The following is a 26,305-nucleotide window of genomic DNA, read 5'->3' on the forward strand; positions in this document are numbered from 1 at the left end:
GGTCGGCGCCGTTTCCCCCGGCGGTCGGCGCCGTTTCCGCAGCGCTTACAGCACCGGCAGGTTCTTGCGCAGCTCGAAGGCCGTGACCTCGGAGCGGTACTCCTCCCACTCCTGCTTCTTGTTGCGCAGGAAGAAGTCGAAGACGTGCTCGCCCAGGGTCTCCGCGACCAGTTCGCTGCGTTCCATGAGGGTGATCGCCTCGCCGAGGTTCTGCGGGAGGGGCTCGATGCCCATCGCGCGGCGTTCGGCGTCGCTGAGGGCCCAGACGTCGTCGTCGGCGCCGGCCGGGAGTTCGTAGCCCTCCTCGATGCCCTTCAGGCCGGCGGCGAGGAGGACGGCGTAGGTGAGGTAGGGGTTGGCGCCCGAGTCGATGGAGCGGACCTCGACGCGGGAGGAGCCCATCTTGCCCGGCTTGTACATGGGTACGCGGATCAGCGCGGAGCGGTTGTTGTGGCCCCAGCAGATGTACGCGGGGGCCTCGCCGCCCGAGCCGGCGGTGCGGCCCGAGCCGCCCCAGATGCGCTTGTAGGAGTTGACCCACTGGTTGGTGACCGCGGCGGTCTCGGCGGCGTGCCGGAGCAGGCCCGCGATGAAGGAGCGGCCGACCTTCGACAGCTGGTACTCGGCGCCGCTCTCGTAGAAGGCGTTGCGGTCGCCCTCGAAGAGGGACAGATGGGTGTGCATGCCCGAGCCGGGGTACTCGGAGAACGGCTTCGGCATGAAGGTGGCCTGGACGCCCTGCTCGAGCGCGACCTGCTTCATGACCAGGCGGAAGGTCATGATGTTGTCGGCCGTCGAGAGCGCGTCCGCGTAGCGCAGGTCGATCTCCTGCTGGCCCGGCGCGCCCTCGTGGTGGGAGAACTCGACCGAGATGCCCATCGACTCCAGCATGGTGATGGCCTGGCGGCGGAAGTCCATGCCGACGTTCTGCGGGGTGTGGTCGAAGTAGCCCGAGTTGTCCGCCGGGGTCGGGCGGGTGCCGTCCAGCGGCTTGTCCTTCAGGAGGAAGAACTCGATCTCGGGGTGGGTGTAGAAGGTGAAGCCCAGGTCCGAGGTCTTGGCAAGGGCGCGCTTCAGGACGTAGCGCGGGTCGGCGAAGGACGGCGAGCCGTCCGGCATGAGGATGTCGCAGAACATCCGGGCCGTGCCCGGGGCCTCGGCGCGCCAGGGCAGGATCTGGAAGGTGCCCGGGTCCGGCTTGGCGATCATGTCGGACTCGTACACGCGGGCGAAGCCCTCGATCGCGGAGCCGTCGAAGCCGATGCCCTCGTCGAAGGCCTGCTCCAGCTCGGCGGGCGCGACCGCGACCGACTTCAGGAAGCCGAGCACGTCGGTGAACCACAGACGCACGAAGCGGATGTCGCGCTCCTCGAGCGTACGGAGCACAAATTCCTGCTGCTTGTCCATTTCCACACCCATCCTCGCTGGTCAGGCCGCCTGCTCCCACCGCCTCGAGCACTTCGGGGGGGCGCCTGAGCATCCCACCACATGGTTTCGTGCACGTTGCACACCCATACTGCCTGCTCCGCTGTGACACAGGTAACGGGGGAACGGCCGAAAAGCGGTGGTCGTCCGGCGGCTTCCGGCCGTCCGCCCGGCGGGCGCCGGTACCGAGCGGTACGACTGGTACCCCGTTCGGCCCACGGCCCGCCTTCTGGCACTACGATCTGCGCCCATGGGGGGTCCACGGCGTACACGCCCGTCCCGGAACCCGCGTCCCGTGGCACTGGCGAGTGCCGTGGCGACGCTCCTCGGCGCGCTCTTCCTCTGTCTGAGCGTCGGCGACCCGGCCGAGCGGCACGAGCACGAGCGGGCGGCCCCGCACGCGGCCCCGGCCGATCGCTACGTCCAGTACGCCTGCCCGTACGAACGGGGCGACTGCTCCCTCTTCCCGGCGCTCTCCCCCGCCGTGCTCAGCGCGCCGCCGCTCGATCCGCCGCTGCAGGCGGAGGGACGGCTCACGCGCCCGGAGGCCTCGCCCGCCGACGGCGGGGCGCTCCTCTCCGGCGCCGGGCCCCGTGCGCCGGACCTCCACGTCCTTCAAGTCCTGCGGACGTGAGCGGCCGGGCCTTCCGTCACGTCCGTTCCGTTCCGCAACCCCCCGCTTTTTCTCACTTCAGAAGGACGACATCACCATGGCGAACCGTTCCACCACCGCCGACCGCCGCGCCCGGATAGAGGAGATGCGCCGCGCCGAGCAGGCCCGCGAGCGCCGCAACCGCATCCTCACCGTCGGCATCAGCGCCGTGGTCGTACTCGGCCTCGTCGGCTTCGGCGGCTGGGTGATCAACAAGGAGAACACCAAGCAGGAGCAGCAGGAGGCCGCCGCCAAGGCCCCCATCGAGGGCGAGAAGTCCTGGGACGCCAAGAAGCTGACCCGCAACCACGTCAAGACGCCGGTGACGTACAAGATGACCCCGCCGGTCGGCGGCGACCACCACCCGATCTGGCAGAACTGCAACGGCGACGTCTACGACAAGCCGGTCAGCGACACCAACGCCGTGCACTCCCTGGAGCACGGCGCGGTGTGGGTGACGTACAGCAAGAAGGCCGCCGCCGGTGACCTGGACAAGCTGAAGGCCAAGGTCAAGAAGACCCCGTACTCGCTGATGAGCCCGGTGGACAACCAGTCCGGCGCGATCATGCTGAGCGCCTGGGGCAAGCAGGTGACCGTGGACGGGGCGGACGACCCGCGCGTCGACGCCTTCTTCACCAAGTACGTCAACGGCCCGCAGACGCCCGAGCCGGGCGCGGCCTGCACCGGTGGCGTGGACGCCGCCGGTCTGGGCGGCGCCGGGATGGGCCAGTGAGGCTGAACCGGACGCAGTGGGCGTCCGTGACCGCCGTGGCCCTGGCGGTGCTGTTCGCCGGCGGCGCGGTCACCGTCGCCTCCGCCGACCGGGACGACGCACCGCGCACGCCGACGGCGCAGTCGGCCGACGCGGGCTTCGCCCGTGACATGGCCGTCCACCACCAGCAGGCCGTCGAGATGTCGTTCGTCGTCCGGGACCGGACGAAGGACGAGGAGGTCCGCCGCCTCGCGTACGACATCGCCAACACCCAGGCCAACCAGCGCGGCATGATGCTGGGCTGGCTCGACCTGTGGGGGCTGCCGAAGGTGCAGTCCGGCGTGCCGCCGATGACGTGGATGGGCATGGGCACGGACCTCGGCGGCGAGGACGGCGAGCTGATGCCGGGCATGGCGACCCGGGCCGAGATCGAGCAGCTGCGCGAGGCCTCGGGCCGCGAGGCCGAGGTGCTCTACCTGAAGCTGATGACCGAGCACCACAAGGGCGGCGTCCACATGGCCCAGGGCTGTGTGGAGCGCTGCGCGCCGGGCGTCGAGCGGGATCTCGCACAGGGCATGGTGGACGCCCAGGAGTCCGAGATCAGGCTGATGGCGGACATGTTGAAGGCACGCGGCGCGTAGCCGCCGCGACGGTGTCCGGGACGGTGTCCCGGCGACGGCCCCCGCGACCCGGGCGTGCGCGCTTGCGCACCTGCCCTGAGGTCGCGGGGGCCGCGTCGTGAACGGAGAATGAGAGCGCTCGGGGACCCGTACGTACGACCGCTTCACGGCGACGTTCTACGAAAGGTACGCACCCCATGACCACGGCCAGGGACATCATGCACGAGGGGGCCCAGTGGGTCCCGGCACACGAGACGCTCGACCGAGCCGCCCAGCTGATGCGCGACCTCGACGTCGGCGCGCTGCCCATCGCCGACGAGAACGAACGGCTCTGCGGCATCCTCACGGACCGCGACATCGTGGTCGGCTGCGTGGCCATGGGCCACGACCCCGCCAGGATCACGTGCGGCGAGATGGCCAAGGGCACCCCGCGCTGGATCGACGCGGGCGCGGACGTGGGCGCGGTCCTGCAGGAGATGCAGGGCCACCAGATCCGGCGGCTGCCGGTGATCGACAACAAGCGGCTGGTGGGCATGATCAGCGAGGCCGATCTGGCCCAGCACCTGACGGACGACCAGCTGAAGGCCTTCTGCGAGAGCGTCTACGCGACGTCCTGACGACGGCCGGACCCGCGGCCTGACGGCGGCCTGGCCACGCCCGGTCCCGCGGCCTGACCGCGGCCTGACCGCGCCCGGCCCCGCGGCCTGACGGCGGCCTGACCGCGCCCGGACCCGCGACCTGACGGCGGCCTGGCCACGCCCGGCCCCGCGGCCCGACCGCGCCCGGCCCCGCTGAGACGCGCCGCCGTCGGTGCCGCGCTCCACGGCGTGGCTCGGCGTCGCGCCGCCCCCGCTGCCGCGCCGCCCTCAGCGCCCCGCGTCGAGGACCGCCCGGGCGATCGCGTCCGGGCGGTCCAGCATGACCAGATGGCCCGACGGCTCGGCCGCCTCGTAGCGGGCGCCGAGCCGCCGGGCCAGCGCGCGCTGACGGCGCTCCCAGCGGGCCGAGCCGTCGGGCGCGGCGAGGACGGTGACCGGAAGGCCCGGCGGCAGCGGCGCGCGCTCGCGCAGGGCGAGCAGTTCGGCGGCGACGGCGCCGTAGCGGGCGTTCTCGTCGAGGGTGCCGCGCAGCGCGCGAGAGGTGCGGTAGACGCGGCGGACCTCCGCGGGCGGTGACGGGTCGGGCCGGCGGTGGGACGAGAGGCGTACGGTCAGCGCGCGGCCGGCGGGCCCCAGTGCGGCCGGCATTCCGGCGGCGCACAGGGCCGCGCCGAGCGCGCGGGAGAGCGCGGGAGCCGTACGGGAGGCGCGGGGCGACTCCTCCACGGACGAGTCGACGAGGACGAGCGCCGCGGTACGGGCGGGGTGGAGCCGGGCGAAGGCCTCGGCGTGGAAGCCGGCGATCGAGTGCCCGACGACGGTGACGGGCGCGCGGCCGGGGCCGGCGCCGCCGGCCCGTACCGCCTTCCCGTCGAGGCCGGCATCCGGGCCGACGTCCGGGCGGCCGGCATCCGCGCCGTCGGCATCCGCGCCGTCGGCGGCCAGGCCGGCTTCCGGGCCGACGTCTGGACCGACATCCCGACCGACCTCCGGACCGGCATCCCGACCGACATCCCGACCGGCATCCCGACCGGCAGCCGCGCCGCCGCCGGCGGCGGCCCGGTCGGTGACGAGGCCCGCCTCGACGACGGCGTCGAGGACGGCGGCGATCCGGTCGGCCTCCCCCGCCGCGGTGCTCGGGACGGCGGAGGGCTGCGAGAGGCCGTGGCCGGGGCGGTCGAAGCGGACGACGGTGCGGTGCGGGGTGAGCAGGGGGACCACGGGGTCCCAGTCGAACCAGCTCATGCCGAGCCCGGCGGCGAGCACGCACACCGGCCCGGTCCCGTCGACGACGACGTGGTGGGCGACGCTCCCGATCCGTACGAAGGTCCGGCCTGGGGTGCGTTCGAAGGTCACCGTGCGTCCCGCTTCCTGGTCGTCTTCCCGGCGCTCACGACGGCTCCGGTGCCTGCCCGGACAACTCCCCGTCCCACCGAGCCCGCGAGGACCGAACGTCAGGGCGCGGCCGTGGGTTCCCGGCCGTGGCCGGCCGTGCGTCCGACTTCACCCGCTCGCTGCCCGCGCCCAGACGCCCTGGCCGGGCCGCCGGAGAGCTGCGGGTGCGGCCGGCCCGACCCTTCTGGAGCACGAGGCCCAGACCTGGACCGGTCCGACGAAGCGGTCCGAAGGCGCGGCCGCCGGGGGCACGCCCGGGAAGCGGGTTCCCTCGCCCGCCACGACATAGCGTCGGATTGACGATAAACTGGGGGCGTGCCTCAACTACGCCTCGCTCTGAATCAGATCGACTCGACCGTCGGCGATCTCGCCGGTAACGCCGAGGCCGTCGTCCACTGGACCCGGCACGCGGCCGGACAGGGCGCGCACCTCGTCGCGTTCCCCGAGATGACGCTGACCGGCTACCCCGTCGAGGACCTGGCGCTGCGCCCCTCGTTCGTCGAGGCCTCGCGGGCCGCCCTGCGGGCGCTCGCGCGGCGGCTCGCGGACGAGGGACTCGGCGAACTCCCGGTGGTCGTCGGCTACCTCGACCGCTCCGACCGCGCCGTGCCGCGGCTCGGGCGGCCCGCCGGGTCGCCCGAGAACGCGGCGGCGGTGCTGCACCGCGGCGACGTGGTGCTGCGCTTCGCCAAGCACCACCTGCCCAACTACGGGGTCTTCGACGAGTTCCGCTACTTCGTCCAGGGCGACACGATGCCCGTCCTCCGCGTCCACGGCGTGGACGTGGCCCTCGCGATCTGCGAGGACCTGTGGCAGGAGGGCGGCCGGGTGCCGGCGGCCCGCAGCGCCCGGGCCGGCCTGCTGCTGTCGGTCAACGCCTCGCCGTACGAGCGGAACAAGGACGACACCCGGCTCGAACTGGTCCGCAAGCGGGCCCAGGAGGCCGGCTGCACCACCGCGTACCTGGCCATGACGGGTGGTCAGGACGACCTGGTCTTCGACGGCGACTCGATCGTCGTGGACGCGGCCGGCGAAGTGATCGCGCGCGCCCCGCAGTTCACCGAGGGCTGCGTGGTCGTGGACCTCGACCTGCCGGCGGCGCTGCCGCTCGCGGAGGCGCCCGCGAACGGCACCGTGGTCGACGACGGACTGCGGATCGACCGGGTCGTGCTCTCCGAGGAACCCCTGCCCGCCTACGAGCCCGAGGTGACGGGCGGCTACGCGGAACGGCTCGACGACGACGAGGAGGTCTACTCGGCCCTGGTCGTCGGCCTGCGCGCGTACGTGAACAAGAACGGCTTCCGCTCGGTGCTCATCGGCCTGTCCGGCGGCATCGACTCGGCCCTGGTCGCCGCCATCGCCTGCGACGCGCTCGGCGCCGCGAACGTGCACGGCGTGTCCATGCCGTCCGCATACTCCTCGGACCACTCGCGCGGCGACGCCGCCGAGCTGGCCCGGCGCACCGGGCTGGACTTCCGCACGATCTCGATCGAGCCGATGTTCGACGCCTACATGGGCTCCCTGGGCCTCACCGGACTCGCCGAGGAGAACCTGCAGGCGCGGCTGCGCGGCACGCTGCTGATGGCGCTGTCCAACCAGGAGGGCCACCTGGTCCTCGCGCCCGGCAACAAGTCCGAGCTCGCGGTGGGCTACTCGACCCTGTACGGGGACTCGGTGGGCGCCTTCGGGCCGATCAAGGACGTCTACAAGACCTGGGTGTTCCGGCTCGCCCGCTGGCGCAACCGGGCCGCCGAGGAACGCGGCCAGACCCCGCCGATCCCGGAGAACTCGATCTCCAAGCCGCCGAGCGCCGAACTACGCCCCGGCCAGGTCGACACGGACTCCCTGCCCGACTACGACGTCCTCGACCGGATCCTCGAGCTGTACGTCGACCGCGACCGGGGCAAGGACGAACTGGTGGCCGCCGGCTTCGACCCGGACCTGGTGACCCGGACGCTGCGCATGGTCGACCTGGCCGAGTACAAGCGCCGGCAGTACCCGCCGGGCACGAAGATCTCCGCGAAGGGCTTCGGCAAGGACCGCCGGCTCCCCGTCACCAACCGCTGGCGGGAGTCGCCCGCGTAGGGACGGCGCGAGGGCGCTCTCGGGCGGAGGGCCGCCGAGGAGCGGGTCAGAGCTTGACGCGGGCGGCCACCGGAAGGTGGTCGCTGCGCGTTTCCGGCAGGGTCCAGGAGGACAGCGGCTCCATGCCGCGGACCAGGATCTGGTCGATGCGGGCCATCGGGAAGGACGCCGGCCAGCTGAAGCCGAAGCCGTCGCCCGCCGCGCCCTGGGTGGAGCGGAGCTGGGAGGTGACGCCGTTGAGGGCGCGGTCGTTCATCGTGCCGTTGAGGTCGCCGAGCAGGACGATCCGCCGGTGCGGGTCGCGCGCGATGGCCTCGCCGAGGGCGTTGGCGCTGTCGTCGCGCTGGTTGGCGGTGAATCCGGCGTTCAGCCTGACGCGTACGGAGGGGAGGTGGGCGACGTACACGGCCACCTCGCCCGCCGGCGCGGCGACCGTGGCCCGCATGGCGCGGGTCCAGCCCATGCGGATGTCGACGGGCGCGGCGTCCCGCAGCGGGTACTTGCTCCACAGGCCGACCGTGCCCTGCACCGAGTGGTGCTTGTACGTGTCGGCGAGGACCCGTTCGTACGCCGGGACCACCTCGCCCTTGAGTTCCTCCAGGGCCACCACGTCGGCTCCGGAGGCGGCGATCTGACGGGCCGTGCCCTCGGGATCGGGGTTGTCGGCGTTCACGTTGTGGGTGACCACGGTGAGGTCGCCGCCGGTCTGCGACTTGTCGACGACCAGCCCGCCGAAGAGATCGAGCCAGACGACGGCCGGCAGGACGAGCGCGATGAGCGCGGTCGCCGAGCGCCGCAGCACGGCGAGGACGAACAGCACCGGCACCAACAGGCCGAACCAGGGCAGGAAGGTCTCGCTCAGGCTGCCGAGGTTGCCGATCCGGTTGGGGATGTCGGAGTGAAGGCCCATCACCAGGGCCAGCAGGACGGCGCACAGCGCGAGCACGATGCCCCGGCGCCAGATGCCGCGGTCACCGCGCAGACGCTCCAGGGCGGTTCGGAACCGTGAGCCGGAGCGCTCGGTTCCCGCTCCGCCGTGCTCGGTCCCCGTCATGTCCACCCGCGCCATCGCCGTCGTCCTCACTGCCTTGCCGCCTTGCCGTGCGACCCGGTGTCGACCCTAGGCCATCCCTTTCGGATGTCGGCCGGGTCCGGGCCGGTCGTACTCTTCGAGGGACGACAGCCGCGCGTGCCGGGTTCCTGCAGGTGGCGCGGGGCGTACGGCTGTGACAGAACGCGCACATTCGTACGGATCGCCCCGCTGCCGGCTCAGCCGTGCGGGCGCAGGCCCTCCAGGACGGCGTCCACGATCTCCTCGGGGAGGCCGGGCGACAGGGGCGCGCCGGGGCGGATCACCGAGCGCAGCAGCAGGGGGCCGACGAAGAGGTCGTTGACGAGTTCGACGTCGAGGTCGGCACGGAGTTCGCCGCGCTCCATCCCGCGCCGGATGGCGTCGAGGCCCAGGCGGCGGCGGGGCTCGATGACGGTGTGGTGGTAGGCCTCCCACAGCTTGGGATACGACTGCATCTGCGAGAAGACGTTGTGCAGCAGCGCGGAGGTCCGCTTGACGAGGCCGCGCTGCCGCATCGACTCCAGGAGGCTGACGAGGTCGTCACGGACCGTGGTGCCCGGCAGCACCGGGTCCGGGGGCTCGGCCGAGCGCAGGAGCTCGATCAGGAGCTCCTCCTTGCCGGCCCAGCGGCGGTAGATGGTGGCCTTGCCGACGCCGGCGGTGCGGGCGATCTTCTCGATGGACAGCTCGGTGAGCGGCAGCCCGCTCTCCAGCAGCCCGACCACCGCGTCGAGGATCGCCTGGTCCGCCGCCTCGCTGCGCGGCCGCCCCCGCCGCCCGCCACCGGCGGGCGCCGCGGAGCCGGCGGCCGCCGTACCCACGTCGGAGCCGGGGCCCGTGGCCGGGCCTGCCGACCCGGGGCCCGAGCCCGGGGCCGGGGCCGGCGCCGGGCCCGGGGTCGGCGCCGGGGCCTTCGTCGCCGGGTCGTCGTTGTCCTGCGACACGTGTCCGCCTCTCCTCCTGGTCCGGGCTACCTCGGGACCGATTCTCCCGCCTCCGTGCGGCTGCCCGGGACCGTCGGCGTGCCCGGCCCGCCCTGCGGGGTGCGGCCCGGCAGGAACAGGGCGACGACGGCGGCACCGAGGACGGCGACCGCGGCCGAGCCGATCGCGGTGACGTGCATCGCGTCGAGGAAGGCGTCGTACGCCGGGGCGACGAGACCGCGGCCGGCCGGGCCCAGCTGCTCGGCGACGGCCAGGGTCGCCTCGATCGACTCGCCCGCCGTCTCGCGCAGGGCCGCGGGGACGGCGCCGAGGTGGCCCTCGATCTCCCCGCGGTACGTACCGGACAGCACGGAGCCGAGCACGGCCACGCCGAGCGCGCCGCCGACCTGGCGGAAGGTGTTGTTGACGGCGGAGCCGGAGCCGGCCTTCTCCCTCGGCAGCGCCTGCATCACGGCGACGGTGACCGGCGGCATGATGTGCGCCATGCCCGCGCCCTGGAGGAAGAAGACGACCTCCAGGACCCACACCGGCGTGCCGGCGTCGAAGAAGGCGAACGAGGCCAGGCCCACCGCGACGGCCAGCATGCCGATGGTGCACACGGCCTTCGCGCCGAAGCGCTCGACGACCAGCCGGGCCCGCGGCGCGAACACCATCTGCGCGACGGCGAGCGGCAGGATGAGCAGACCGGACTCCAGCGCGCTGTAGCCGCGGACGCTCTGCAGGTAGAAGGCGGAGAAGAAGGTCACGCCCATGAGGGCGAAGAAGACCAGCGCGATGGCGGCGACGGCAGCGGAGAAGGCGGGCTTGCGGAAGTACGCCATGTCGAGCGCCGGGTGGTCGCTGCGCTTCTCGTACAGCACGAAGCCGACCAGGACGGCCAGGCCCGCGAGGGCCGGGAGCAGCACGGTGACGTCGGTGAAGTCCGCCAGCTCGCCGCCGCGGATGATGCCGTACACGAGCAGGACGAGCCCGAGGACGGACAGCAGCACGCCGGGCACGTCGACGCGGCCGGGCCTGGGGTCCCTGGATTCGGGGACCAGCCAGACCATGAGCGCGAGGGCCAGGAGCACCACGGGCACGTTGACCAGGAAGACCGAGCCCCACCAGAAGTGCTCCAGGAGCACGCCGCCGGTGATCGGCCCGATGGCGATGGCGAGGCCGACGCCGCCGGCCCAGATGCCGATGGCCTTGGGCTGCTCGTCGCGCTCGAAGACGTTCATGAGGACGGCGAGCGTGGCGGGCATGACGAAGGCGGCGCCGAGGCCCATCACGGCCCGGTAGGCGATGAGCTCGCCCGGGCCGGTGGAGAGCGCGGCGAGCGCGGAGCCGATGCCGAAGACGGTGATGCCGAAGAGCAGGACCTTCTTGCGGCCGAGGCGGTCGCCGAGCAGACCGGAGGTGAAGAGCAGCCCGGCGAAGACGAGCGTGTAGGAGTTGATGGCCCACTCCAGCTCGCTCTGGGTGGCGCCGATGCCGACCGGGGCGGGACTGGCGATGGTCTTGACGGCGACGTTGAGGATCGAGTTGTCGAGGACGACGATCAGCAGACTGAGCATGAGGACGCCGAGGATCGCCCAGCGGCGGCGGTGAGGCTGTGACATGCCCTCACCGTAGACCAATTTCGATACGAGACCGTCTCGTATTGGAAATCCTTACCCGTTCTTGACGCCGGACCCGGCTTCGTCACGCTCCACCGGGCCTCTTCGGGACCCCTTCGGGCTCCACCGGGCCTCTTCGGGTCCCTTCGGGCTCCACCGGGCCTCCACCGGGCTTCTTCCGGGCTTCTTCCGGGCTTCTTCGGGCTCCTTCGGGCTTCGTTTCGGCGATGTGAACAGCGCCACGCCGCTCCGCTGCCGCGCCCCGCTTCCCCGCCCACCCCGCGAGGTGCCACCATGGATGTGGTCCGGGGACGCCACAGGGCGCCTCGAGATGACAAAAGGAGCCGTTCACCATGACGCTTCAGGCTGCCCAGAAACCGCCCGCCGACAGCAGCAAGGCGCTGTACGGAGGGAAGGGCACCCGCCGCCTCACCGTCCACGACATCGCCGCCGCCAAGACCCGCGGCGAGAAGTGGCCCATGCTCACCGCCTACGACGCCATGACCGCCTCCGTCTTCGACGAGGCCGGCATCCCGGTGATCCTCGTCGGCGACTCCATGGGCAACTGTCACCTCGGCTACGACACCACCGTGCCCGTCACGATGGACGAGATGACCATCCTGTCCGCCGCCGTCGTACGGGGCACCACGCGCGCCCTGGTCGTCGGCGACCTGACCTTCGGCTCGTACCAGGAAGGGCCCGTCCAGGCCCTGCGCAACGCCACCCGCCTGGTCAAGGACGCGGGGGTCGGCGCGGTCAAGCTGGAAGGCGGCGAGCGCTCGCTGCCGCAGACCGAGCTGCTCGTCCAGGCCGGCATCCCCGTCATGTCCCACCTGGGCCTGACCCCGCAGTCCGTCAACACCATGGGCTACCGGGTGCAGGGCCGCTCCGACGAGGCCGCCCACAAGCTGCTGCGCGACGCCAAGGCCGCGCAGGACGCGGGCGCCTTCGCCGTGGTCCTGGAGCTCGTCCCGGCCGAGCTGGCCGCCGAGGTCACCCGCTCCCTGCACATCCCCACCATCGGCATCGGCGCCGGTCCCGACACGGACGCCCAGGTCCTCGTCTGGACCGACATGGCCGGTCTGACCGGCGGCAAGGTGCCGCGCTTCACCAAGCAGTACGCCAACCTGCGCGAGACGCTCGGCGACGCCGCGCGCGCCTTCGCGGAGGACGTGGCCGGCGGGGCGTTCCCCGCCGAGGAGCACACCTTCCACTAGCGACCACCGGCAAGAACGACAGCCCGCCGACCGTCCCCCGTCGGCGGGCTGTCGCCGTCACGGGGCACGCCACGACGACGGGCCCGTGGGCGCCGCCGCGGGCAGCTGTCGGCGGGCTGTCGGTGTCCGTGGGTGCCGCTGTCGGTCGTTTGTCGGCGGGCTGTCGGTGGGTGCCTGTTCCATGGGGGACATGACGCGATCACACACCAACGCCGTCGAGGTCCGGGGCCTCGTGAAGCACTTCGGCGACACCAAGGCCGTCGACGGGGTCGACCTGGACGTGCGGGAGGGCACGGTGCTCGGGGTCCTCGGCCCCAACGGCGCCGGCAAGACCACCCTCGTCCGCTGTCTGTCGACCCTTCTCGTCCCGGACGCCGGGACCGCCACCGTCGCCGGTTACGACGTGGTGCGCCAGCCCCGCCGGCTGCGCCGCACGATCGGCCTCACCGGCCAGTACGCCTCCGTCGACGAGAAGCTGTCCGGCTGGGAGAACCTCTACATGATCGGGCGGCTGCTCGACCTCTCCCGCAAGGACGCCCGCCGCCGCGCCGACGAGATGCTGGAGCGCTTCTCCCTCACCGAGGCCGCCAAGCGCCCCGCCATGAACTACTCCGGCGGCATGCGGCGCCGCCTCGACCTGGCCGCCTCCATGATCGGGCAGCCGGCCGTGCTCTACCTGGACGAGCCGACCACCGGCCTCGACCCGCGCACCCGCAACGAGGTCTGGGACGAGGTCCAGCGGATGGTGGCCGAGGGCGCGACCGTGCTGCTCACCACCCAGTACATGGAGGAAGCCGAGCAGCTCGCGAGCGAGCTGACCGTCATCGACCGGGGCAAGGTCATCGCCAAGGGCGGGGTCGACGAGCTCAAGGCCAAGGTCGGCGGCCGGACCCTGAAGGTCCGCCCCACGGACCCCGGGCAGCTGCCCGCCATGGCCGCCGCGCTGCGCGAGACCGGTCTCGACGGGGTCGCCGGCTCGACCGTCGTGCCCGACGAGGGCGTGCTGTACGTGCCGATCCTCACCGACGAGCAGCTGACCGCCGTCGTGGGCCTGCTCGGCGCGCGCGGCTTCGGCATCGCCCACATCGGCACCCATCTTCCCAGCCTGGACGAGGTGTTCCTCGCGATCACCGGTCAGAAGACCGCCGACTCCGAGCTTTCCGACGCGATCACCGAGGAGGTCGCCGCGTGAGCACGACCACTGTCACCGAGTCCCCCGCCGGCACCCGCGGTCCCGGCCCTGCCGCCCCGCGCACCTCGCCCGTCGCGGAGGGCCGGATCGGCCTGCGGGCCAACGTGCGCCACATCGGCGCCCTCGCCCGCCGCAACGCCCTCCAGATCAAGCAGGACCCGGAGTCGATGTTCGACGCCGTCCTGATGCCGATCATCTTCATCCTGCTGTTCGTGTACGTCTTCGGCGGCGCGATCGCCGGCAAGGGCAACAACGACGCGTACGTGAACTACGTGACGCCCGGCCTGATGGCGATGATGGGCATGAACATCGCCATGGCCGTCGGAGTCGGCATCAACGACGACTTCAAGAAGGGGGTCATGGACCGGTTCCGGACGATGCCGATCGCCCGTTCCTCGGTCCTCATCGCGAAGATCGTCGTCGAGGTGGGCCGGATGCTCATCGCCACCGCGATCCTGCTCGGCATGGGCTTCCTGCTCGGCCTGGAGATCCACACCTCGGTCCTCCACCTCCTCGCCGCCATCGGCCTGTCGATGGTCTTCGGTGCCTCCCTCATGTGGATCTTCATCCTGCTCGGCCTCACCATGAAGACGGCCCAGGCCGTCCAGGGAGTGGCCATGCTCGTCCTGATGCCGCTGCAGTTCGGCTCGTCGATCTTCGCCCCGCCGACCTCGATGCCCGGCTGGCTGGAGACGTTCACCGACTACAACCCGCTGTCCAACCTCGCCGACGCCGCCCGCAACCTGATCAACGGCGGTCCGGTCGCCCACTCGGTGTGGATGACCCTCGGCTGGGCGGCGCTGATCACCGTCGTCACGGCGCCGCTCGCGGTCGCCAAGTTCCGCAGGAAGACCTGACCCGCCGACACGGGGAACGGGACTCGGCGCGCCTCAGATCGCGTCGGCGCGTTCGAGCAGGGCGGCGGCCTCCTCGAGGGAGAGGCCGCCGCCCTCGGCGTACGCGGCCTCGAACGCGGCGTCGTCGGCGAGCGCGGCCCGGGCCAGTTCGGTGGCCCGCGCCCGGTTCTCCCGCTCCGTCGGCGGCTCCCGGTGCCCGGGCGGCACCAGCCCCGCGGAGGCGCCGAGCAGCACGACCGCCGTCCGGGCCACCGGGCCGCCGAGGCCGGCCAGCGCCCAGGCGGCGATGATCAGGTGGGCGGCGGGCATCTGCGGGGCGACCATCATCGACAGCGCGCCCAGCGAGCTCCGGTACGCCCGCGCGGCCAGCTCGAACGCGGAGGCGTAGCGCCCGTCGAGCGCGTCCACCCAGCCCAGGCAGCCGAGCGTGAAGCCCTCGAAGATCGACAGGGTCTCGGAGCCGAAGTCCTCCAGCAGTCGCCGCAGATGGACGCGCGCCTCGTCCGTACGGCCGGTGCGGCCGAGCAGCAGCGCCAGGAAGATCCGGGCCGCGAGCATCGGCTCGTGGCCGCGTCCGTGCTCCCCCTCCACGACCTCGCGCAGGAGGCGCTCCGCCTCGTCGCCGCGACCGGTCTCGATGAGCATCTCGGCGTACCGGGCGCGCAGCAGCGCCATCTGGGACTGGGCGCCGATCCGCCGCGCGTACTCGATGGCCGCCGCGAAGTCCTCGGCCGCGCCGTGGAACTCGAGCCGCCGCTCACGGGCCTCGGCCCGGGACGACAGGGCCTCGGCCACGCCCCAGGCGTCGTCGAGCCGTACGAAGATCTCCAGGCTCTCCTCGGCGTCGGCCTCGGCCTGGGCGGCCAGGTCGGCGCGGTTGGCCCGCAAGTTGGCGCGCAGCTGGAGGGCGTTGCCGAGCTCCCACTCGTAGCCGTAGCGGCGGCAGGCGTCCACATGGGTGTCCAGGGCCTCGCCCATGCGGCCAGGGTCGGCGATGAGCAGGACGGCGAACACGCTGAAGGAGCCGGGCAGCCGACAGGTCTGCGGCAGGCCCGGGGAGTAGCTGGCGGTGATCTGCCGCAGCCGCGCGATGCCCTCGGGCGTGGTCCAGCGTCCGGTCTCGTGGTCCATGTTGATCAGTTCGACCATCCGCACGCCGCGCCTGGCCTCCCACAGCCGGGCCTCGTCGAGCGGCGGCGGCGCGGCGGCGACCGGCTCGTACAGCGGTACGACAGGGCCCGCGTCCGGCCCGAACGGGTCGGGGCCGAGGGCGGCGACGGCCTCGGCCCAGTGCAGGGCGTCGGAGCGCAGGTCGCGCATGTTCCAGTACCAGAGCAGCGCGTGCACGAGCACCAGGCCCTCGTGCTCGTCGCGTGCGGCGACGGCCCGGCGCAGCGCGGTGCGCAGGTTGCCGTACTCGGTGCCGAACCGGGCCATGGCGGCGACCTGCCGCCCGGTGCGCAGCTCGGGGTCGGTGAGCCGGGCGAGCTCGCGGTAGTACGTCAGGTGGCGCCGCTCGGCCGCGGCCCGGTCCCCGGCCTCGTCCAGCCGCTCGGCGGCGTACTCGGCGACGGTCTCGAGCAGGCGGTAGCGCATACCGGGGGCACCGGCGGACCCCGGGCAGACGTCGGCGGCGACGACGAGCGACTTGTCGACGAGCGAACCGAGGACGTCGAGCACGTCGACGGGCGAGGGGCCGGGCGGGGCGGGGGCGCCGGGGGGCGGGGCGGGGGCGCCGCCGCGGGGCGCGGGAGGTTCGCCGGCGCAGATGGGGGATCCGTCGGCGGGGGTGGGGGATCCGTCGGCGGGGACGGGGGGTTCGCCGCAGACGGCTTCCGCCGCCTCCAGGTCGCAGCCGCCGGTGAAGACCGACAGGCGGCGCAGGACCGCGCGTTCGGGCCCGTCGAGCAGGTCCCAGGACCAGTCGACGACCGCACGCAGGGTCTGCTGGCGCGGCAGCACCGTCCGGGCGCCGGAGGTGAGCAACCGGAAGCGGTCGTCGAGCCGGTCGGCGATCTGCCGGGCGGTCAGCATCCGCAGCCGCGCCGCCGCGAGCTCGATCGCCAGCGGCAGGCCGTCGAGACGGCGCACGATCTCGGCCGCCGCCTCCGGGTCCTCCCCCACGTCGAAGCCGGGCCGCACGGCCGCGCCGCGCTCACCGAGCAGGCGCAGGGCGGTCTCCGCGGGCAGCGGGCCCACCGGGCGCAGCACCTCGCCCGGCACGCCCAGCGGCTCGCGGCTCGTGGCGAGCACGGTGACGCCCGGGCAGCGGGCGAGCAGCGTCTCGGCCAGCTCGGCGGCCGCGCCCACCACGTGCTCGCAGTTGTCGAGCAGGAGCAGCAGGCGGCGGCCCGCGCAGTGCTCGACGAGCCGGTTGCCGGGATCGTCGCCGAACCGCAGCTCCTCGGCGCCGGCGCCGCGCAGCACGGTCTCGCGGGCGCCGAGCGCGCCGAGGACGGCCTCGGTGACGGCCTCCGGGTCGGTGACGGCGGCGAGTTCGACGAGCCAGGCGCCGTCCGGCCACGCTCCGCCCGCGGCGGCGGCCCGCTCGGCGGCCTCCTGCGAGAGGCGGGTCTTGCCGGCGCCGCCGGGCCCGAGGAGGGTGACGAGCCGTCCGGTGCGCAGGGCGTCCTGGAGGGCGCGGATGTCGTCCTCGCGGCCGACGAAGCTGGTGAGCCGGGCGCGCAGGTTCCCCGCGACGGACGCGGACCCGGCTCCGGGACCGGAGCCGGAGCCGGAGCCGGGGCCGGAGCCAGGGCCGTGACCGGAGCCGAGGCCGTGACCGGGACCGAGGCCGTGACCGGAGCCGTGACCGGGGCCGTGACCGAGGCCGTGACCGGGACCGGAGTCCGAGCCGGGCGGGGCGCCGGAAGGAACGGCGGCCGGTCCCGCGTCCGGCCCGGCGCCCGCCAGCAACCCGGCGTGCAGGGCACGCAGTTCCGGTGACGGGTCCGCGCCGAGCCGCTCGGCCAGCTCGCGCCGCACCGCCTCGTAGGCGGCGAGCGCCTCCGAAGGGCGGCCCGTGTCGCGCAGGGCGCGGATCCGCAGGGCCTGAAGGGGCTCGTCGAGCGGGTGCGCGGCGCACAGGGTGTCGAGCTCGGGCAGTACGGCGGCGGCCTCGCCGAGCGCGAGCGCGGCGGCCAGCCCGGCGCGGCGGGCGTCGAGCCGGCGCGCCTCCCAGCGGGCGGCCTCGGCCGCGCCGTCGGGCAGATCGGCCAGCGCCGGGCCCTTCCACAGGGCCAGCGCCTCGTCGAGCAGCTCGGCGGCGCGCTGCGGCCGCCCGGCGTCCAGTTCCCGTACGCCGTCGGCCGCGAGGCGGGCGAAGCGGTGGGCGTCGACGTCGTCGGGCTCGGCCGCGAGCCGGTAACCGCCCTCGGTGGAGAGCACCCGCTCGTGCCCGAGGGCCCTGCGCAGCCGGCCGACGAGTGCCTGCAGCGCGGCGACCGCGTCGGCGGGCGGATCGCCGCCCCACACCTCGTCCACGAGCACGCCGACGGGCACCGCCCGCCCGGCCCGCAGCGCGAGGACAGTGAGCAGCGCACGCACCCGCGGCCCGCCGACGCCGACGGTGCCTTCTGACGTGTGAGCCCCAGCGGCCCCGAGGACGGAATAACGCACGCCCCCATTCTCCGCGAGCCCACCACCACCCCGCGCACGGGCCGCCACACGGAACTCCGGGACGGCCGTCAGCGAGCGCCCCTGGCCGCCGGGACGCCCCGCGGGCCCACGGAACGCGCCGGCCGTACGGAGTTTCCGCGTCCGGGCGACCCATACGGGAGACCCCGTGGGCGCCCCCTGTCGGGGCCCGGCGCCGGAACTCCTGGAGGGGGCCGGTACGTTTCCCGGACGCGCGGCCGACCGGCCGGCGGATGCCGTGCAGCCCGGGAGCAGCTCCATGTCCACGACCACCCATCGCCACGACGAGCGGCGGATCAGCCCCGTGTTCCTGGCGATCCTCGCGGTGATGGCCGTCACCGGCTGGGCCGTGTGGACGGACTTCGCCGCGCTGCCCGGGCTCGCCGTGTTCCTCTTCGTGACCGCGGCGTGGATCGTCTCGCTCTGCCTCCACGAGTACGCCCACGCCCGCACCGCGCTGCACAGCGGCGACATCACGATCGGCGCCCGTGGCTATCTGACGCTCAACCCGCTCGCCTACACCCACGCGGTCCTGAGCATCATCCTGCCGGTGCTCTTCGTGATCCTCGGCGGCATCGGCCTGCCGGGCGGCGCGGTCTTCGTCGACCGCGGGCGGGTGCACGGCCGCTGGAAGCACAGCCTGATCTCCGTTGCCGGGCCGCTCGCGAACGTCCTGTTCGCCGTCGTGTGCACGGCGCCGTTCTGGCTCGACGCGCTCGACGGCGTGCCGACCGCCTTCCAGTACGCGCTCGCCTTCCTGGCGTTCCTCCAGGTCACGGCGGCGCTCCTGAACCTGCTGCCGGTGCCGGGCCTGGACGGCTACGGCGTGATCGAGCCCTGGCTGTCGTACGGCGTCAAGCGGCAGGTCGAGCCCTACGCGCCGTACGGGTTCTTCGTCGTCATCGCGCTGCTCTTCGTGCCCGCGGTGAACGGGGCCTTCTTCGACGTGATCGACGGGCTGATGCGAGCCCTGGGCGTGCCGGAGCTGTCCCGGGCGTGCGGCTCGGAGATGTTCCGCTTCTGGCAGGGCTCGGCACCGCAGATCTGCGGGGTCGGCTGACCCCTCGGCCGGACGCGGGGTCGGCTGACCCCGCGTCCGGACGGCGCCCTCCGGCCGGCGTCCGACCGGCCGTCGTCCGACCGGCCGCGTCAGCCCTGGGTCATGCGGGCGCGCCTGATGGAGAACCACGCCATGTTGGAGGACAGGCCGGCGAACAGCACCCACACCACTCCCAGCCAGCTGCCCTGGGCGAAGGAGACGACGGCGGCGACGACCGCGAGGACGCAGACGACGAGGGCGTAGAGGGCGAGACGGGGCATGGGGGTCGGCTCCTGTCCGGGTACGGCTGATGGTGCCCGTCCAGTGTCCCCCATGCCCTCCGCCGCGCCGGGACCGGCTCAGACGTCCGTGACGCGCAGGCCCGCGTGGGCCTTGTAGCGGCGGTTCACCGAGATCAGGTTCGCGACCAGCGACTCCACCTGGTGGGCGTTGCGCAGCCGGCCCGCGAAGACGCCGCGCATGCCGGGGATGCGGCCGGCCAGGGCCTGGACGATCTCCACGTCGGCGCGGACCTCGCCGAGGACCATCACGTCGGTGTCGATCTCCTCGATCGAGGCGTCCTGGAGCAGCACCGCCGAGAGGTGGTGGAAGGCGGCCGTGACCCGCGAGTCCGGCAGCAGCGCGGCGGCCTGCTCGGCGGCCGAGCCCTCCTCCGGCTTCAGCGCGTAGGCGCCCTTCTTGTCGAAGCCGAGCGGGTTGACGCAGTCCACGACGAGCTTGCCCGCGAGCTCCTCGCGCAGTGACTCCAGCGTCCTGGCGTGGCCGTCCCACGGCACGGCGACGATCACGATGTCGCTGCGCCGCGCGCACTCGGCGTTGTCGGCGCCCTCGACGCCGAGGCCCAGCTCGTCGGCGGCGGCCCGGGCGCGGTCGGCGGCGCGCGAGCCGATGATCACCTTCTGGCCGGCCTTGGCGAGCCGGTAGGCGAGCCCGCGGCCCTGGTCGCCGGTGCCGCCGAGGACGCCGACGACGAGTCCGGAGACGTCGGGCAGGTCCCAGGGGTCCTTCGGGGTCTGCGGTGCGGTGGTGGAGGAAGTCATGGCCTCGACATTACTGGCCGGTCGGCCCGGTGGTCCCCGTCCGGGTGAGTCGGCCGCGAAGCGCTGCGCTCGGCGGGCCGGGCGGGGCAGCATGCGGACCATGGACGCCGTACGTGTCGCGCTGCTGCGCGAAGTGCTCGCCGGGACCGAGTGGCCGGCATCCGCCCGGCGGTTCGCGGGCTTCCTCCGGTCCTCCGTGGTCCCCCACGGCGGCGGGCTGCTGCTCGTCGGCACGGCGGAGTACGAGCCGTGGCACCTGGCCGCGCACCTGGTCGACGAATCGGTCTGGTCGGGCCGCCCCGAGCTCGCCCCGACCCTGGTACGGCACCGGGTGCGGTCCGGCGACCCGGCGCACCTGGCCGTCGGGCTCGGGCGGATCGAGTCGGCGGGGCGCGGGGCGACCCTGCTCGTGGTGGCGCCGTCGCGGCCGGACGGCGGGCTGCTGGAACGCGTCCACGACGCCCGCCGGGCGGGCGCGACGGTGTTGTCGCTCGACGGCGGCGACGCCGAGCTGCTGGGGCTCGCGCACGAGACGCTGACGGTGGCGCCGGACGCGGAGGTGGACCTGGACACGGTGCAGCACCTGGTGAGCGCGGCGACCGGCGAGAACTGCCTGCCGCCCGCCCCGCGCGGCCGCCTCCGCTTCCGCGACCGCCTGTCCCGCCTCGCCGACCAGCTGACGGCCCCGCCGGCGGCCTGCTGGTGACGGCCCCGGCCTGCGGCCGATGCGCTCCCCGTACCGGTGACGATGCCGGGCCGATTCGCTCCCCGTACCGGTGACGGCTGCCCGTAATTCGGTTGCCCGGGGGACGGGCGGTGCCGAGCATGGCACTCCGTGAAGCGTCTCGCCCGACTCCTCCCCGACCTCTCGCCCTGGCGTTCCTCGGCCGACTTCCGGCTGCTCTGGGTGCAGGGCACCGTCACCGTCTTCGCCTCCTTCATGGCGCTGGTCGCCCTGCCGCTGCAGATCAAGGAGCTGACCGGTTCGCCGTTCGCGGTCGGCGCCATGGGGGTCGTGGAGCTGGTCCCGCTCGTCGTGTTCGGGCTGTACGGCGGGGCGCTCGCCGACGCCGTCGACCGGCGGAAGGTGATCCTGGCGACCGAGGCGGGCCTCGGCGTGCTCGCCCTGCTCCTGTTCCTGAACGCGCTGCTGCCGGCGCCCATGCTGTGGCCGCTGTACGTCGTCGCCGCCGGCGTCTCCGCGTTCACCGGCCTCCAGCGGCCCGCGCTCGACTCGCTCCTCGCACGCATCGTCCCGCACGAGCAGCAGACGGCCGCCGCCGCGCTCAACTCGCTGCGCTGGCAGATCGGCTCCATCGCCGGGCCGTCGCTCGCGGGCCTGGTCGTGGCGTACACGGGGCACGCCGCCGCGTACGCCGTCACCGTCGTCGGCTATCTGGTGTCGGTGCTGCTGTGCCGGTCGCTGTCGCCCGCGCCTCCGGCGCACGACGCCGACCGGCCCTCGCTCCGCGGCATCGTGGAGGGCGCGCGGTACGCGTGGTCCCGGCCGGTGCTGCTGGGCACGTACGCCGTCGACCTGGCGGCGATGTTCTTCGCCTTCCCCAACACGATCTTCCCGTTCCTCGCGGACGAGCTCGACGCGGAGTGGTCGCTGGGCCTGATGTACGCGGCCGGGTCGGTCGGCTCGCTGGTCCTCGGCCTCACCAGCGGCTGGACCTCGAAGGTGCGGCGGCACGGCCTCCTGGTGGCGTTCGGCGCGGCCGGCTGGGGCCTCGCGATCGCGGCGGCGGGCTGGTTCGGGAACGTGTGGGCGGTGCTGCTGTGCCTGGCGTTCGCGGGCGCCGGCGACATGCTGAGCGGTCTCGGGCGCGCCACCATCTGGAACCAGACCATCCCGGAGGAGCTGCGCGGCCGCCTCGCGGGCATCGAGGTCCTGTCGTACAGCGTCGGCCCGCAGCTCGGCCAGGTCCGCGCGGGCACGACGGCCGGCTGGACCGGCACCCGTACGGCGATCTGGTCGGGCGGCGTCGCGTGCGTGGCGTCGGTCGGGCTGCTGTGCCTCGCCCTGCCGAAGCTGCTCGCGTACGACGCCGAGACGGACGAGGACGCGCTGGCGAGGAAGGCCCAGCAGCAGGCGACGGCAGCGGCGGCAGCGGCGACGCCCTGACAGACGGGGAGCTCGCTGCCGGTCGGCGCTCGGAGGCTCGGGCGGGCAGGCGGTGGACGCCCTCACCTCCTCCGGTGCTGATGCCGGCGCTGGTGCTGGTGCTGGGTGTGGGGCAGATGGTGGACGTGAGGGAGGCGGGGCAGGTGGTGATGGTGGCTGAGGGTGGCCACCGCCAGGGTGGTCAGGACGATCACTCCCGCCGTCTCCACGCCGAGCGTGGGCCGCACCAGCTCCGCGTCCGGCGACTCCTCGAAGCCGAACAGGCCCGTGGTGAGGCTGAGGAACAGCGCGCCCAGGGTCCCTGCCGTGAACAGCGCCGTCACGGCGGCCACCACGCCCAGCCAGCGCGTGGGCGTGACGAGCAGCGCCACGGCGAGGACGCAGCCGGCGACGCCGTTGAACAGGAACAGCGCGCCGATGGTGTCGAGGTCCCGGTAGCCGGAGGCCCACAGGTGCAGGTGGATCCCGGCCATCGCGGCGGTCAGACCCGCGGCGGCGGCCCGCAGCACGACCGTCGCCACCGTCCTGCTCGTGGCCATGCCGGGCTTCCCGTTGCCGCTCATCCTCGTGGCCGTCCCTAGTAACCGGTGCCGGGGCGGTCGGTCCCCGGACCGTCGTCGGGCGTGCCGTTCGTGCCGCCGCCCACCGTGATCTCGGTCTTCATGCCCAGGTCCTTGTGGCCGTCGACGGGGCAGGAGACCTCGTACGTGCCGGACTCCAGGGTCACCTTCAGGGTCGTGGACCCGCCGGGAGCGATGGTCGCGCTGCGGTTCTCGCCGCCGGATCCCTCGAACTCCAGGGCGTGGTCGTGCCGTCCGGTGTTCCTCGCGGTGAACGTGTAGTCGCCGGGCTCGAAGGTCTGCTGCGAGAACGTGATGCGGAAGTCGGAGAGCGTCGCGTCGACCCGGGTCGCCGTCGTGCCGGCCGGAGGCGGTGCGCTGGTGGCCCCTCCGTCGCCGTCACCGCCGTCGTCACCGCAGGCGGCGGCCAGCAGGGCGGTGAGGGCGGCGGCCGACAGGCCGAGCGCCACCCGGTCGCGTCGCGTGCGTGAGTACGTCATGGTTCGGTCCTCCGCAGGGGATACGGCGCAGCGGCGGTAAGGGATTGCGGCGGCGGACGCGGACCGGGCGGGCGGGCGGACAATGGCCGTAGGCAATCCCTCGGGCAATCCCCTCGGGGCAATCCCCTCGGGGCGACGGAACGTATCCACGGGTATGCGGCGCATGGCCCTTCCCCTCGGAGGCCTGCCCCTCGGGCGGGTGTCCGACGAGGCACTGCTCTCCGGGCTGACGACGGGCGATCCGGAGATCGCGGTCGCGTTCGTGCGCCGTTTCCAGGGCGTCGTCTTCGGGGTGGCCGTCGCCGTCGTCCGCGATCCCCAGCTCGCCGAGGACATCGCCCAGCAGACCTTCGAGCGGGCCTGGCGGCACGCCCAGGTGTACGACCCGCGGCGCGGCTCGGTACGGACCTGGCTGACGGCCGTCGCCCACAACCTGGCGGTCGACGCGGTACGGGCCCGTCGGGCCAGCCCGGTCCCGCCCGAGGACCTGGAGGCGCTGCTCGGCCTGGTGACGACCGAGACGCCGGAGCGCCGGGCGCTCGCCGACGAGAGCGCACGGCTGGTACGGCGGGCGGTGGCGGCGCTGCCGCGGGGGCAGGCCCGGGCGCTGGTGATGGCGGGGATCTACGGGATGACGGCGCGGGAGGTCGCCGAGGCCGAGGGCGTTCCGCTGGGCACGGCCAAGACGCGGATCAGGACGGGGATGCTCAGGGTGCGGGCGCTGCTCGAGGAGGAAGGCGAGCGGACGGGTACGGACGAGCGGGCGGGCGAGGGTGGGGGCGGCCCGGCCGGCGGGGGTGAGGGCGAGCGGGCGGGCGAGCGCGAAGAGCGGGACCACGAAGCGCGGAACCGCGAGGAACAGGACCACGAAGAGCAGGACCGCGAAGAGCAGGACCACGAGGAGCGGGACCGCGAGGAACAGGACCACGAGGAACAGGTCCGCACGGCGCGGGAGCGCACGGCGACGGACCGCGGGCTCGGTGGAGGGGAGGTGGAGGCGCCGTGAGCGGTGCGGAGTGCGAGCGGCTGCGGGAGCGGGTCGCCGAGCTGGCGCTCGGGGTGCTGCCGGCCCGGGAGCGGGCCGAGGCGGTGGCCCACCTGGACGGCTGCCCGGACTGCCGGAGGCGGGTCCGTGAACTGACGGCGGTCGGCGACGGGCTGCTCGGACTGCTTCCGCAGGCCGAGCCGCCGGTCGGCTTCGAGACCCGGGTGGTGCGCGCCGTGGCCCCGGAGCCGCCGGCTCCCCGGCGTGCGGGCCGTTTCCGCGGGCGGCGGCTGCGGCTCGCCGCGGCGGCCGTCGCCGGCGCGCTGGCCTTCGGCTTCGGGGGCTGGGCGGTCGGCACGGCGGTGCAGGGCCCGCCGACGGTGGCCGAGCGGACGGACGGGAACCGGCTGCGGGAGGCCGCGCTGCTCGCCGGCGGCCACGAGGTGGGCCGGCTCTGGGCCCATGCGGGGGCCGGCGGCGGCTGGGTGTACATGGCGGTCGACCTGGACCGGGCGGCCGACGGCCCGGTGCGCTGCGTGCTCGTGGGGGACGACGGGTCGACGACGCCGGTGGGTTCGTTCCCGCTCGAGGGCGGTTACGGGTACTGGGGCGCGCCGGTCACCGGAGTGGATCCCGGCGCGGTGACCGGCGCCCGCCTGCTGGCCCAGGACGGCACCGTCCTCGCCGAGGCCCGCTTCGACGACGCGGCGAGCGGCACCTAGGAGGTGTCCGGCCGCCCGGCCCTGGGGGGCCCGGCCTGGAAAGGGTCCGGCTCCCGGCGAAGGGGTCCGGCTCCCGGCGCCCCGTCGCCCTGCGACCCGCGCCCTACGCGCCCGTCGAGCCGCCGTCCGGCGACCCGCCGTCCGCCGTCCCGTCACCCGTCTTGTCGTGCCAGCGCGGGTCCGTCTCCCACTCCAGGTTCCGCTCCTTGGCGGTGTCCATCGCGCGGGCGGCCTCCTCGCGGCTCCCGTAGGGGCCGAAGCGGTTCTTGGCCGGGCACTCGGGTCCCTCCTCGACCTTCTTGTGCTCCAGGCAGTAGAACCACTCGCCCGGCTTGCCGGCCGTGCGCCTCTTGAACAGGGCCATCCTCGGCTCCTTCCTCCGTCACCATGCTGCCCCAGACGCGGTCGTTAGACTCGCTGACATGTCTGGCCAGTCGCTTCTCGTACCGGGGGAGCTCTCCCCCCACCGTTCCGTTCCCGGGGCCATCCGCCGTCCCGAGTACGTCGGCAAGCCCGCTCCTACCCCGTATTCGGGGCCCGAGGTGCAGGACTCCGACACCATCGAGCGGATGCGGATCGCCGGCCGCATCGCCGCGCAGGCGATGGAGGAGGCCGCCAAGCACATCGCCCCGGGTGTCACCACGGACGAGCTCGACCGGGTCGCCCACGAGTTCCTGTGCGACCACGGGGCCTACCCCTCCACGCTCGGCTACCGCGGCTTCCCGAAGTCCCTGTGCTCCTCGGTCAACGAGGTCATCTGCCACGGCATCCCCGACTCGACCGTCCTGAAGGACGGCGACATCGTGAACCTGGACGTCACGGCGTACATCCACGGCGTCCACGGCGACAACAACGCCACCTACCTGTGCGGCGACGTCGACGAGGAGTCCCGGCTGCTCGTCGAGCGGACCCGGGAGTCGCTGAACCGGGCCATCAAGGCGGTCAAGCCGGGCCGCCAGGTCAACATCATCGGCCGGGTCATCGAGTCGTACGCCAAGCGCTTCGGCTACGGCGTCGTGCGGGACTTCACGGGGCACGGCATCAACTCGTCCTTCCACTCCGGGCTGATCATTCCGCACTACGACTCGCCGCACCACACCACGGTGATGCAGCCGGGCATGACCTTCACGATCGAGCCGATGCTGACGCTGGGCACCCACGAGTACGACATGTGGGACGACGGCTGGACCGTGGTGACCAAGGACCGGAAGCGGACCGCGCAGTTCGAGCACACGCTCGTGGTGACGGAGACCGGGGCCGACATCCTCACGTTGCCCTGACGCGCCCGAGGGGTACGTTCTTACCG

24 protein-coding genes and 1 pseudogene are annotated in these 26,305 nt (G+C 73.6%); 14 read left to right on the forward strand and 11 right to left on the reverse strand.

Going from position 1 to position 26,305, the window contains the following annotated elements:
* Positions 1–45: 45 nt before the first annotated feature.
* Positions 46–1,407: a glutamine synthetase family protein gene (locus ESG85_RS26050; RefSeq protein WP_128983329.1), complete on the reverse strand. Its 1,362-nt coding sequence runs from the start codon at positions 1,405–1,407 to the stop codon at positions 46–48.
* 313 nt (positions 1,408–1,720) lie between these two features.
* Between ESG85_RS26050 and ESG85_RS26055 the strand changes: the two genes are divergently transcribed.
* The 4 genes from ESG85_RS26055 to ESG85_RS26070 all read left to right on the forward strand — a co-directional run bounded on the left by ESG85_RS26055 (position 1,721) and on the right by ESG85_RS26070 (position 4,026).
* A complete protein-coding gene (locus tag ESG85_RS26055) occupies positions 1,721–2,059 on the forward strand; it encodes a hypothetical protein (protein ID WP_246095285.1) in 339 nt (112 codons plus the stop codon).
* Positions 2,060–2,135: 76 nt separating this feature from the next.
* Complete coding sequence (locus ESG85_RS26060) at positions 2,136–2,810, forward strand: thioredoxin-like domain-containing protein (protein WP_128983333.1); 675 nt, start codon at positions 2,136–2,138, stop codon at positions 2,808–2,810.
* A complete protein-coding gene (locus ESG85_RS26065) occupies positions 2,807–3,430 on the forward strand; it encodes a DUF305 domain-containing protein (RefSeq protein WP_181019115.1) in 624 nt (207 codons plus the stop codon). The genes ESG85_RS26060 and ESG85_RS26065 overlap by 4 nt, the downstream gene beginning before the upstream one ends.
* Positions 3,431–3,606: 176 nt before the next feature.
* Positions 3,607–4,026, forward strand: a complete 420-nt coding sequence (locus tag ESG85_RS26070; RefSeq protein ID WP_128983335.1) for a CBS domain-containing protein — start codon at positions 3,607–3,609, stop codon at positions 4,024–4,026.
* A gap of 249 nt (positions 4,027–4,275) precedes the next feature.
* Here the strand turns inward: ESG85_RS26070 and ESG85_RS26075 are convergent, their stop codons facing one another.
* Positions 4,276–5,364, reverse strand: a complete 1,089-nt coding sequence (locus ESG85_RS26075) for an alpha/beta fold hydrolase (protein ID WP_128983337.1) — start codon at positions 5,362–5,364, stop codon at positions 4,276–4,278.
* Between the two features lie 354 nt (positions 5,365–5,718).
* Here ESG85_RS26075 and ESG85_RS26080 point away from each other — a divergent pair, with 354 nt between their 5' ends.
* The gene (locus ESG85_RS26080; protein WP_128983339.1) at positions 5,719–7,488 is read left to right on the forward strand and encodes an NAD+ synthase; all 1,770 of its coding nucleotides are present in this window, start codon (positions 5,719–5,721) and stop codon (positions 7,486–7,488) included.
* Between the two features lie 46 nt (positions 7,489–7,534).
* Here the strand turns inward: ESG85_RS26080 and ESG85_RS26085 are convergent, their stop codons facing one another.
* The 3 genes from ESG85_RS26085 to ESG85_RS26095 all read right to left on the reverse strand — a co-directional run bounded on the left by ESG85_RS26085 (position 7,535) and on the right by ESG85_RS26095 (position 11,105).
* Entirely contained in the window at positions 7,535–8,557 is a 1,023-nt protein-coding gene (locus ESG85_RS26085) for an endonuclease/exonuclease/phosphatase family protein (RefSeq protein WP_128983341.1), read from the reverse strand.
* Positions 8,558–8,757: 200 nt separating this feature from the next.
* Entirely contained in the window at positions 8,758–9,381 is a 624-nt protein-coding gene (locus ESG85_RS26090; RefSeq protein ID WP_246095289.1) for a TetR/AcrR family transcriptional regulator, read from the reverse strand.
* 149 nt (positions 9,382–9,530) lie between these two features.
* On the reverse strand, positions 9,531–11,105 hold the full coding sequence (locus ESG85_RS26095; protein WP_246095286.1) for an MFS transporter: 1,575 nt from the start codon (positions 11,103–11,105) through the stop codon (positions 9,531–9,533).
* 350 nt (positions 11,106–11,455) lie between these two features.
* Here ESG85_RS26095 and panB point away from each other — a divergent pair, with 350 nt between their 5' ends.
* The 3 genes from panB (at position 11,456) to ESG85_RS26110 (ending at position 14,368) form a co-directional block, all read left to right on the forward strand.
* Positions 11,456–12,319, forward strand: coding sequence for a 3-methyl-2-oxobutanoate hydroxymethyltransferase (gene panB / locus ESG85_RS26100; protein WP_128983345.1), 864 nt, complete (start codon positions 11,456–11,458; stop codon positions 12,317–12,319).
* Positions 12,320–12,509: 190 nt separating this feature from the next.
* Entirely contained in the window at positions 12,510–13,511 is a 1,002-nt protein-coding gene (locus ESG85_RS26105; protein WP_128983347.1) for an ATP-binding cassette domain-containing protein, read from the forward strand.
* Positions 13,508–14,368, forward strand: a complete 861-nt coding sequence (locus ESG85_RS26110; protein WP_128983349.1) for an ABC transporter permease — start codon at positions 13,508–13,510, stop codon at positions 14,366–14,368. Before ESG85_RS26105 ends, ESG85_RS26110 begins: the two co-directional genes overlap by 4 nt.
* A gap of 33 nt (positions 14,369–14,401) precedes the next feature.
* Here the strand turns inward: ESG85_RS26110 and ESG85_RS26115 are convergent, their stop codons facing one another.
* Positions 14,402–17,986 (reverse strand): AfsR/SARP family transcriptional regulator, encoded by a 3,585-nt coding sequence (locus tag ESG85_RS26115; protein ID WP_128983351.1) that lies wholly within the window; start codon positions 17,984–17,986, stop codon positions 14,402–14,404.
* A gap of 277 nt (positions 17,987–18,263) precedes the next feature.
* On the opposite strand from ESG85_RS26115, the gene ESG85_RS26120 reads away from it, so the two are divergent.
* Complete coding sequence (locus ESG85_RS26120) at positions 18,264–19,064, forward strand: site-2 protease family protein (protein ID WP_128983353.1); 801 nt, start codon at positions 18,264–18,266, stop codon at positions 19,062–19,064.
* 89 nt (positions 19,065–19,153) lie between these two features.
* Here ESG85_RS26120 and ESG85_RS26125 read toward each other — a convergent pair whose 3' ends face one another.
* Complete coding sequence (locus ESG85_RS26125) at positions 19,154–19,378, reverse strand: hypothetical protein (RefSeq protein ID WP_128983355.1); 225 nt, start codon at positions 19,376–19,378, stop codon at positions 19,154–19,156.
* Positions 19,379–19,402: 24 nt separating this feature from the next.
* Positions 19,403–20,104, reverse strand: coding sequence for an NADPH-dependent F420 reductase (npdG, locus tag ESG85_RS26130; protein ID WP_128983357.1), 702 nt, complete (start codon positions 20,102–20,104; stop codon positions 19,403–19,405).
* 100 nt (positions 20,105–20,204) lie between these two features.
* On the opposite strand from npdG, the gene ESG85_RS26135 reads away from it, so the two are divergent.
* The gene (locus ESG85_RS26135) at positions 20,205–20,810 is read left to right on the forward strand and encodes a hypothetical protein (protein ID WP_128983359.1); all 606 of its coding nucleotides are present in this window, start codon (positions 20,205–20,207) and stop codon (positions 20,808–20,810) included.
* Between the two features lie 129 nt (positions 20,811–20,939).
* A complete protein-coding gene (locus tag ESG85_RS26140; RefSeq protein ID WP_128983361.1) occupies positions 20,940–22,232 on the forward strand; it encodes an MFS transporter in 1,293 nt (430 codons plus the stop codon).
* Between the two features lie 62 nt (positions 22,233–22,294).
* Here ESG85_RS26140 and ESG85_RS35125 read toward each other — a convergent pair whose 3' ends face one another.
* Both ESG85_RS35125 and ESG85_RS26150 read right to left on the reverse strand, forming a co-directional pair.
* Entirely contained in the window at positions 22,295–22,795 is a 501-nt protein-coding gene (locus ESG85_RS35125) for a hypothetical protein (protein WP_164986319.1), read from the reverse strand.
* Positions 22,796–22,809: 14 nt separating this feature from the next.
* Complete coding sequence (locus ESG85_RS26150) at positions 22,810–23,292, reverse strand: copper-binding protein (RefSeq protein ID WP_128983363.1); 483 nt, start codon at positions 23,290–23,292, stop codon at positions 22,810–22,812.
* 154 nt (positions 23,293–23,446) lie between these two features.
* On the opposite strand from ESG85_RS26150, the pseudogene ESG85_RS26155 reads away from it, so the two are divergent.
* Together ESG85_RS26155 and ESG85_RS26160 are read left to right on the forward strand one after the other, a co-directional pair.
* Positions 23,447–24,019: pseudogene (locus ESG85_RS26155) on the forward strand (RNA polymerase sigma factor); the annotation flags it as partial.
* A gap of 275 nt (positions 24,020–24,294) precedes the next feature.
* The gene (locus ESG85_RS26160; RefSeq protein WP_128983365.1) at positions 24,295–24,999 is read left to right on the forward strand and encodes a zf-HC2 domain-containing protein; all 705 of its coding nucleotides are present in this window, start codon (positions 24,295–24,297) and stop codon (positions 24,997–24,999) included.
* Positions 25,000–25,102: 103 nt separating this feature from the next.
* Here the strand turns inward: ESG85_RS26160 and ESG85_RS26165 are convergent, their stop codons facing one another.
* Positions 25,103–25,363, reverse strand: a complete 261-nt coding sequence (locus ESG85_RS26165) for a hypothetical protein (protein ID WP_128983367.1) — start codon at positions 25,361–25,363, stop codon at positions 25,103–25,105.
* A 58-nt stretch (positions 25,364–25,421) separates the two neighbouring features.
* Here ESG85_RS26165 and map point away from each other — a divergent pair, with 58 nt between their 5' ends.
* A complete protein-coding gene (gene map, locus ESG85_RS26170) occupies positions 25,422–26,279 on the forward strand; it encodes a type I methionyl aminopeptidase (protein ID WP_128983369.1) in 858 nt (285 codons plus the stop codon).
* Positions 26,280–26,305: the final 26 nt, after the last annotated feature.

The organism is Streptomyces roseicoloratus (genome assembly GCF_004117935.1).
GTDB classification, from domain to species: domain Bacteria; phylum Actinomycetota; class Actinomycetes; order Streptomycetales; family Streptomycetaceae; genus Streptomyces; species Streptomyces roseicoloratus.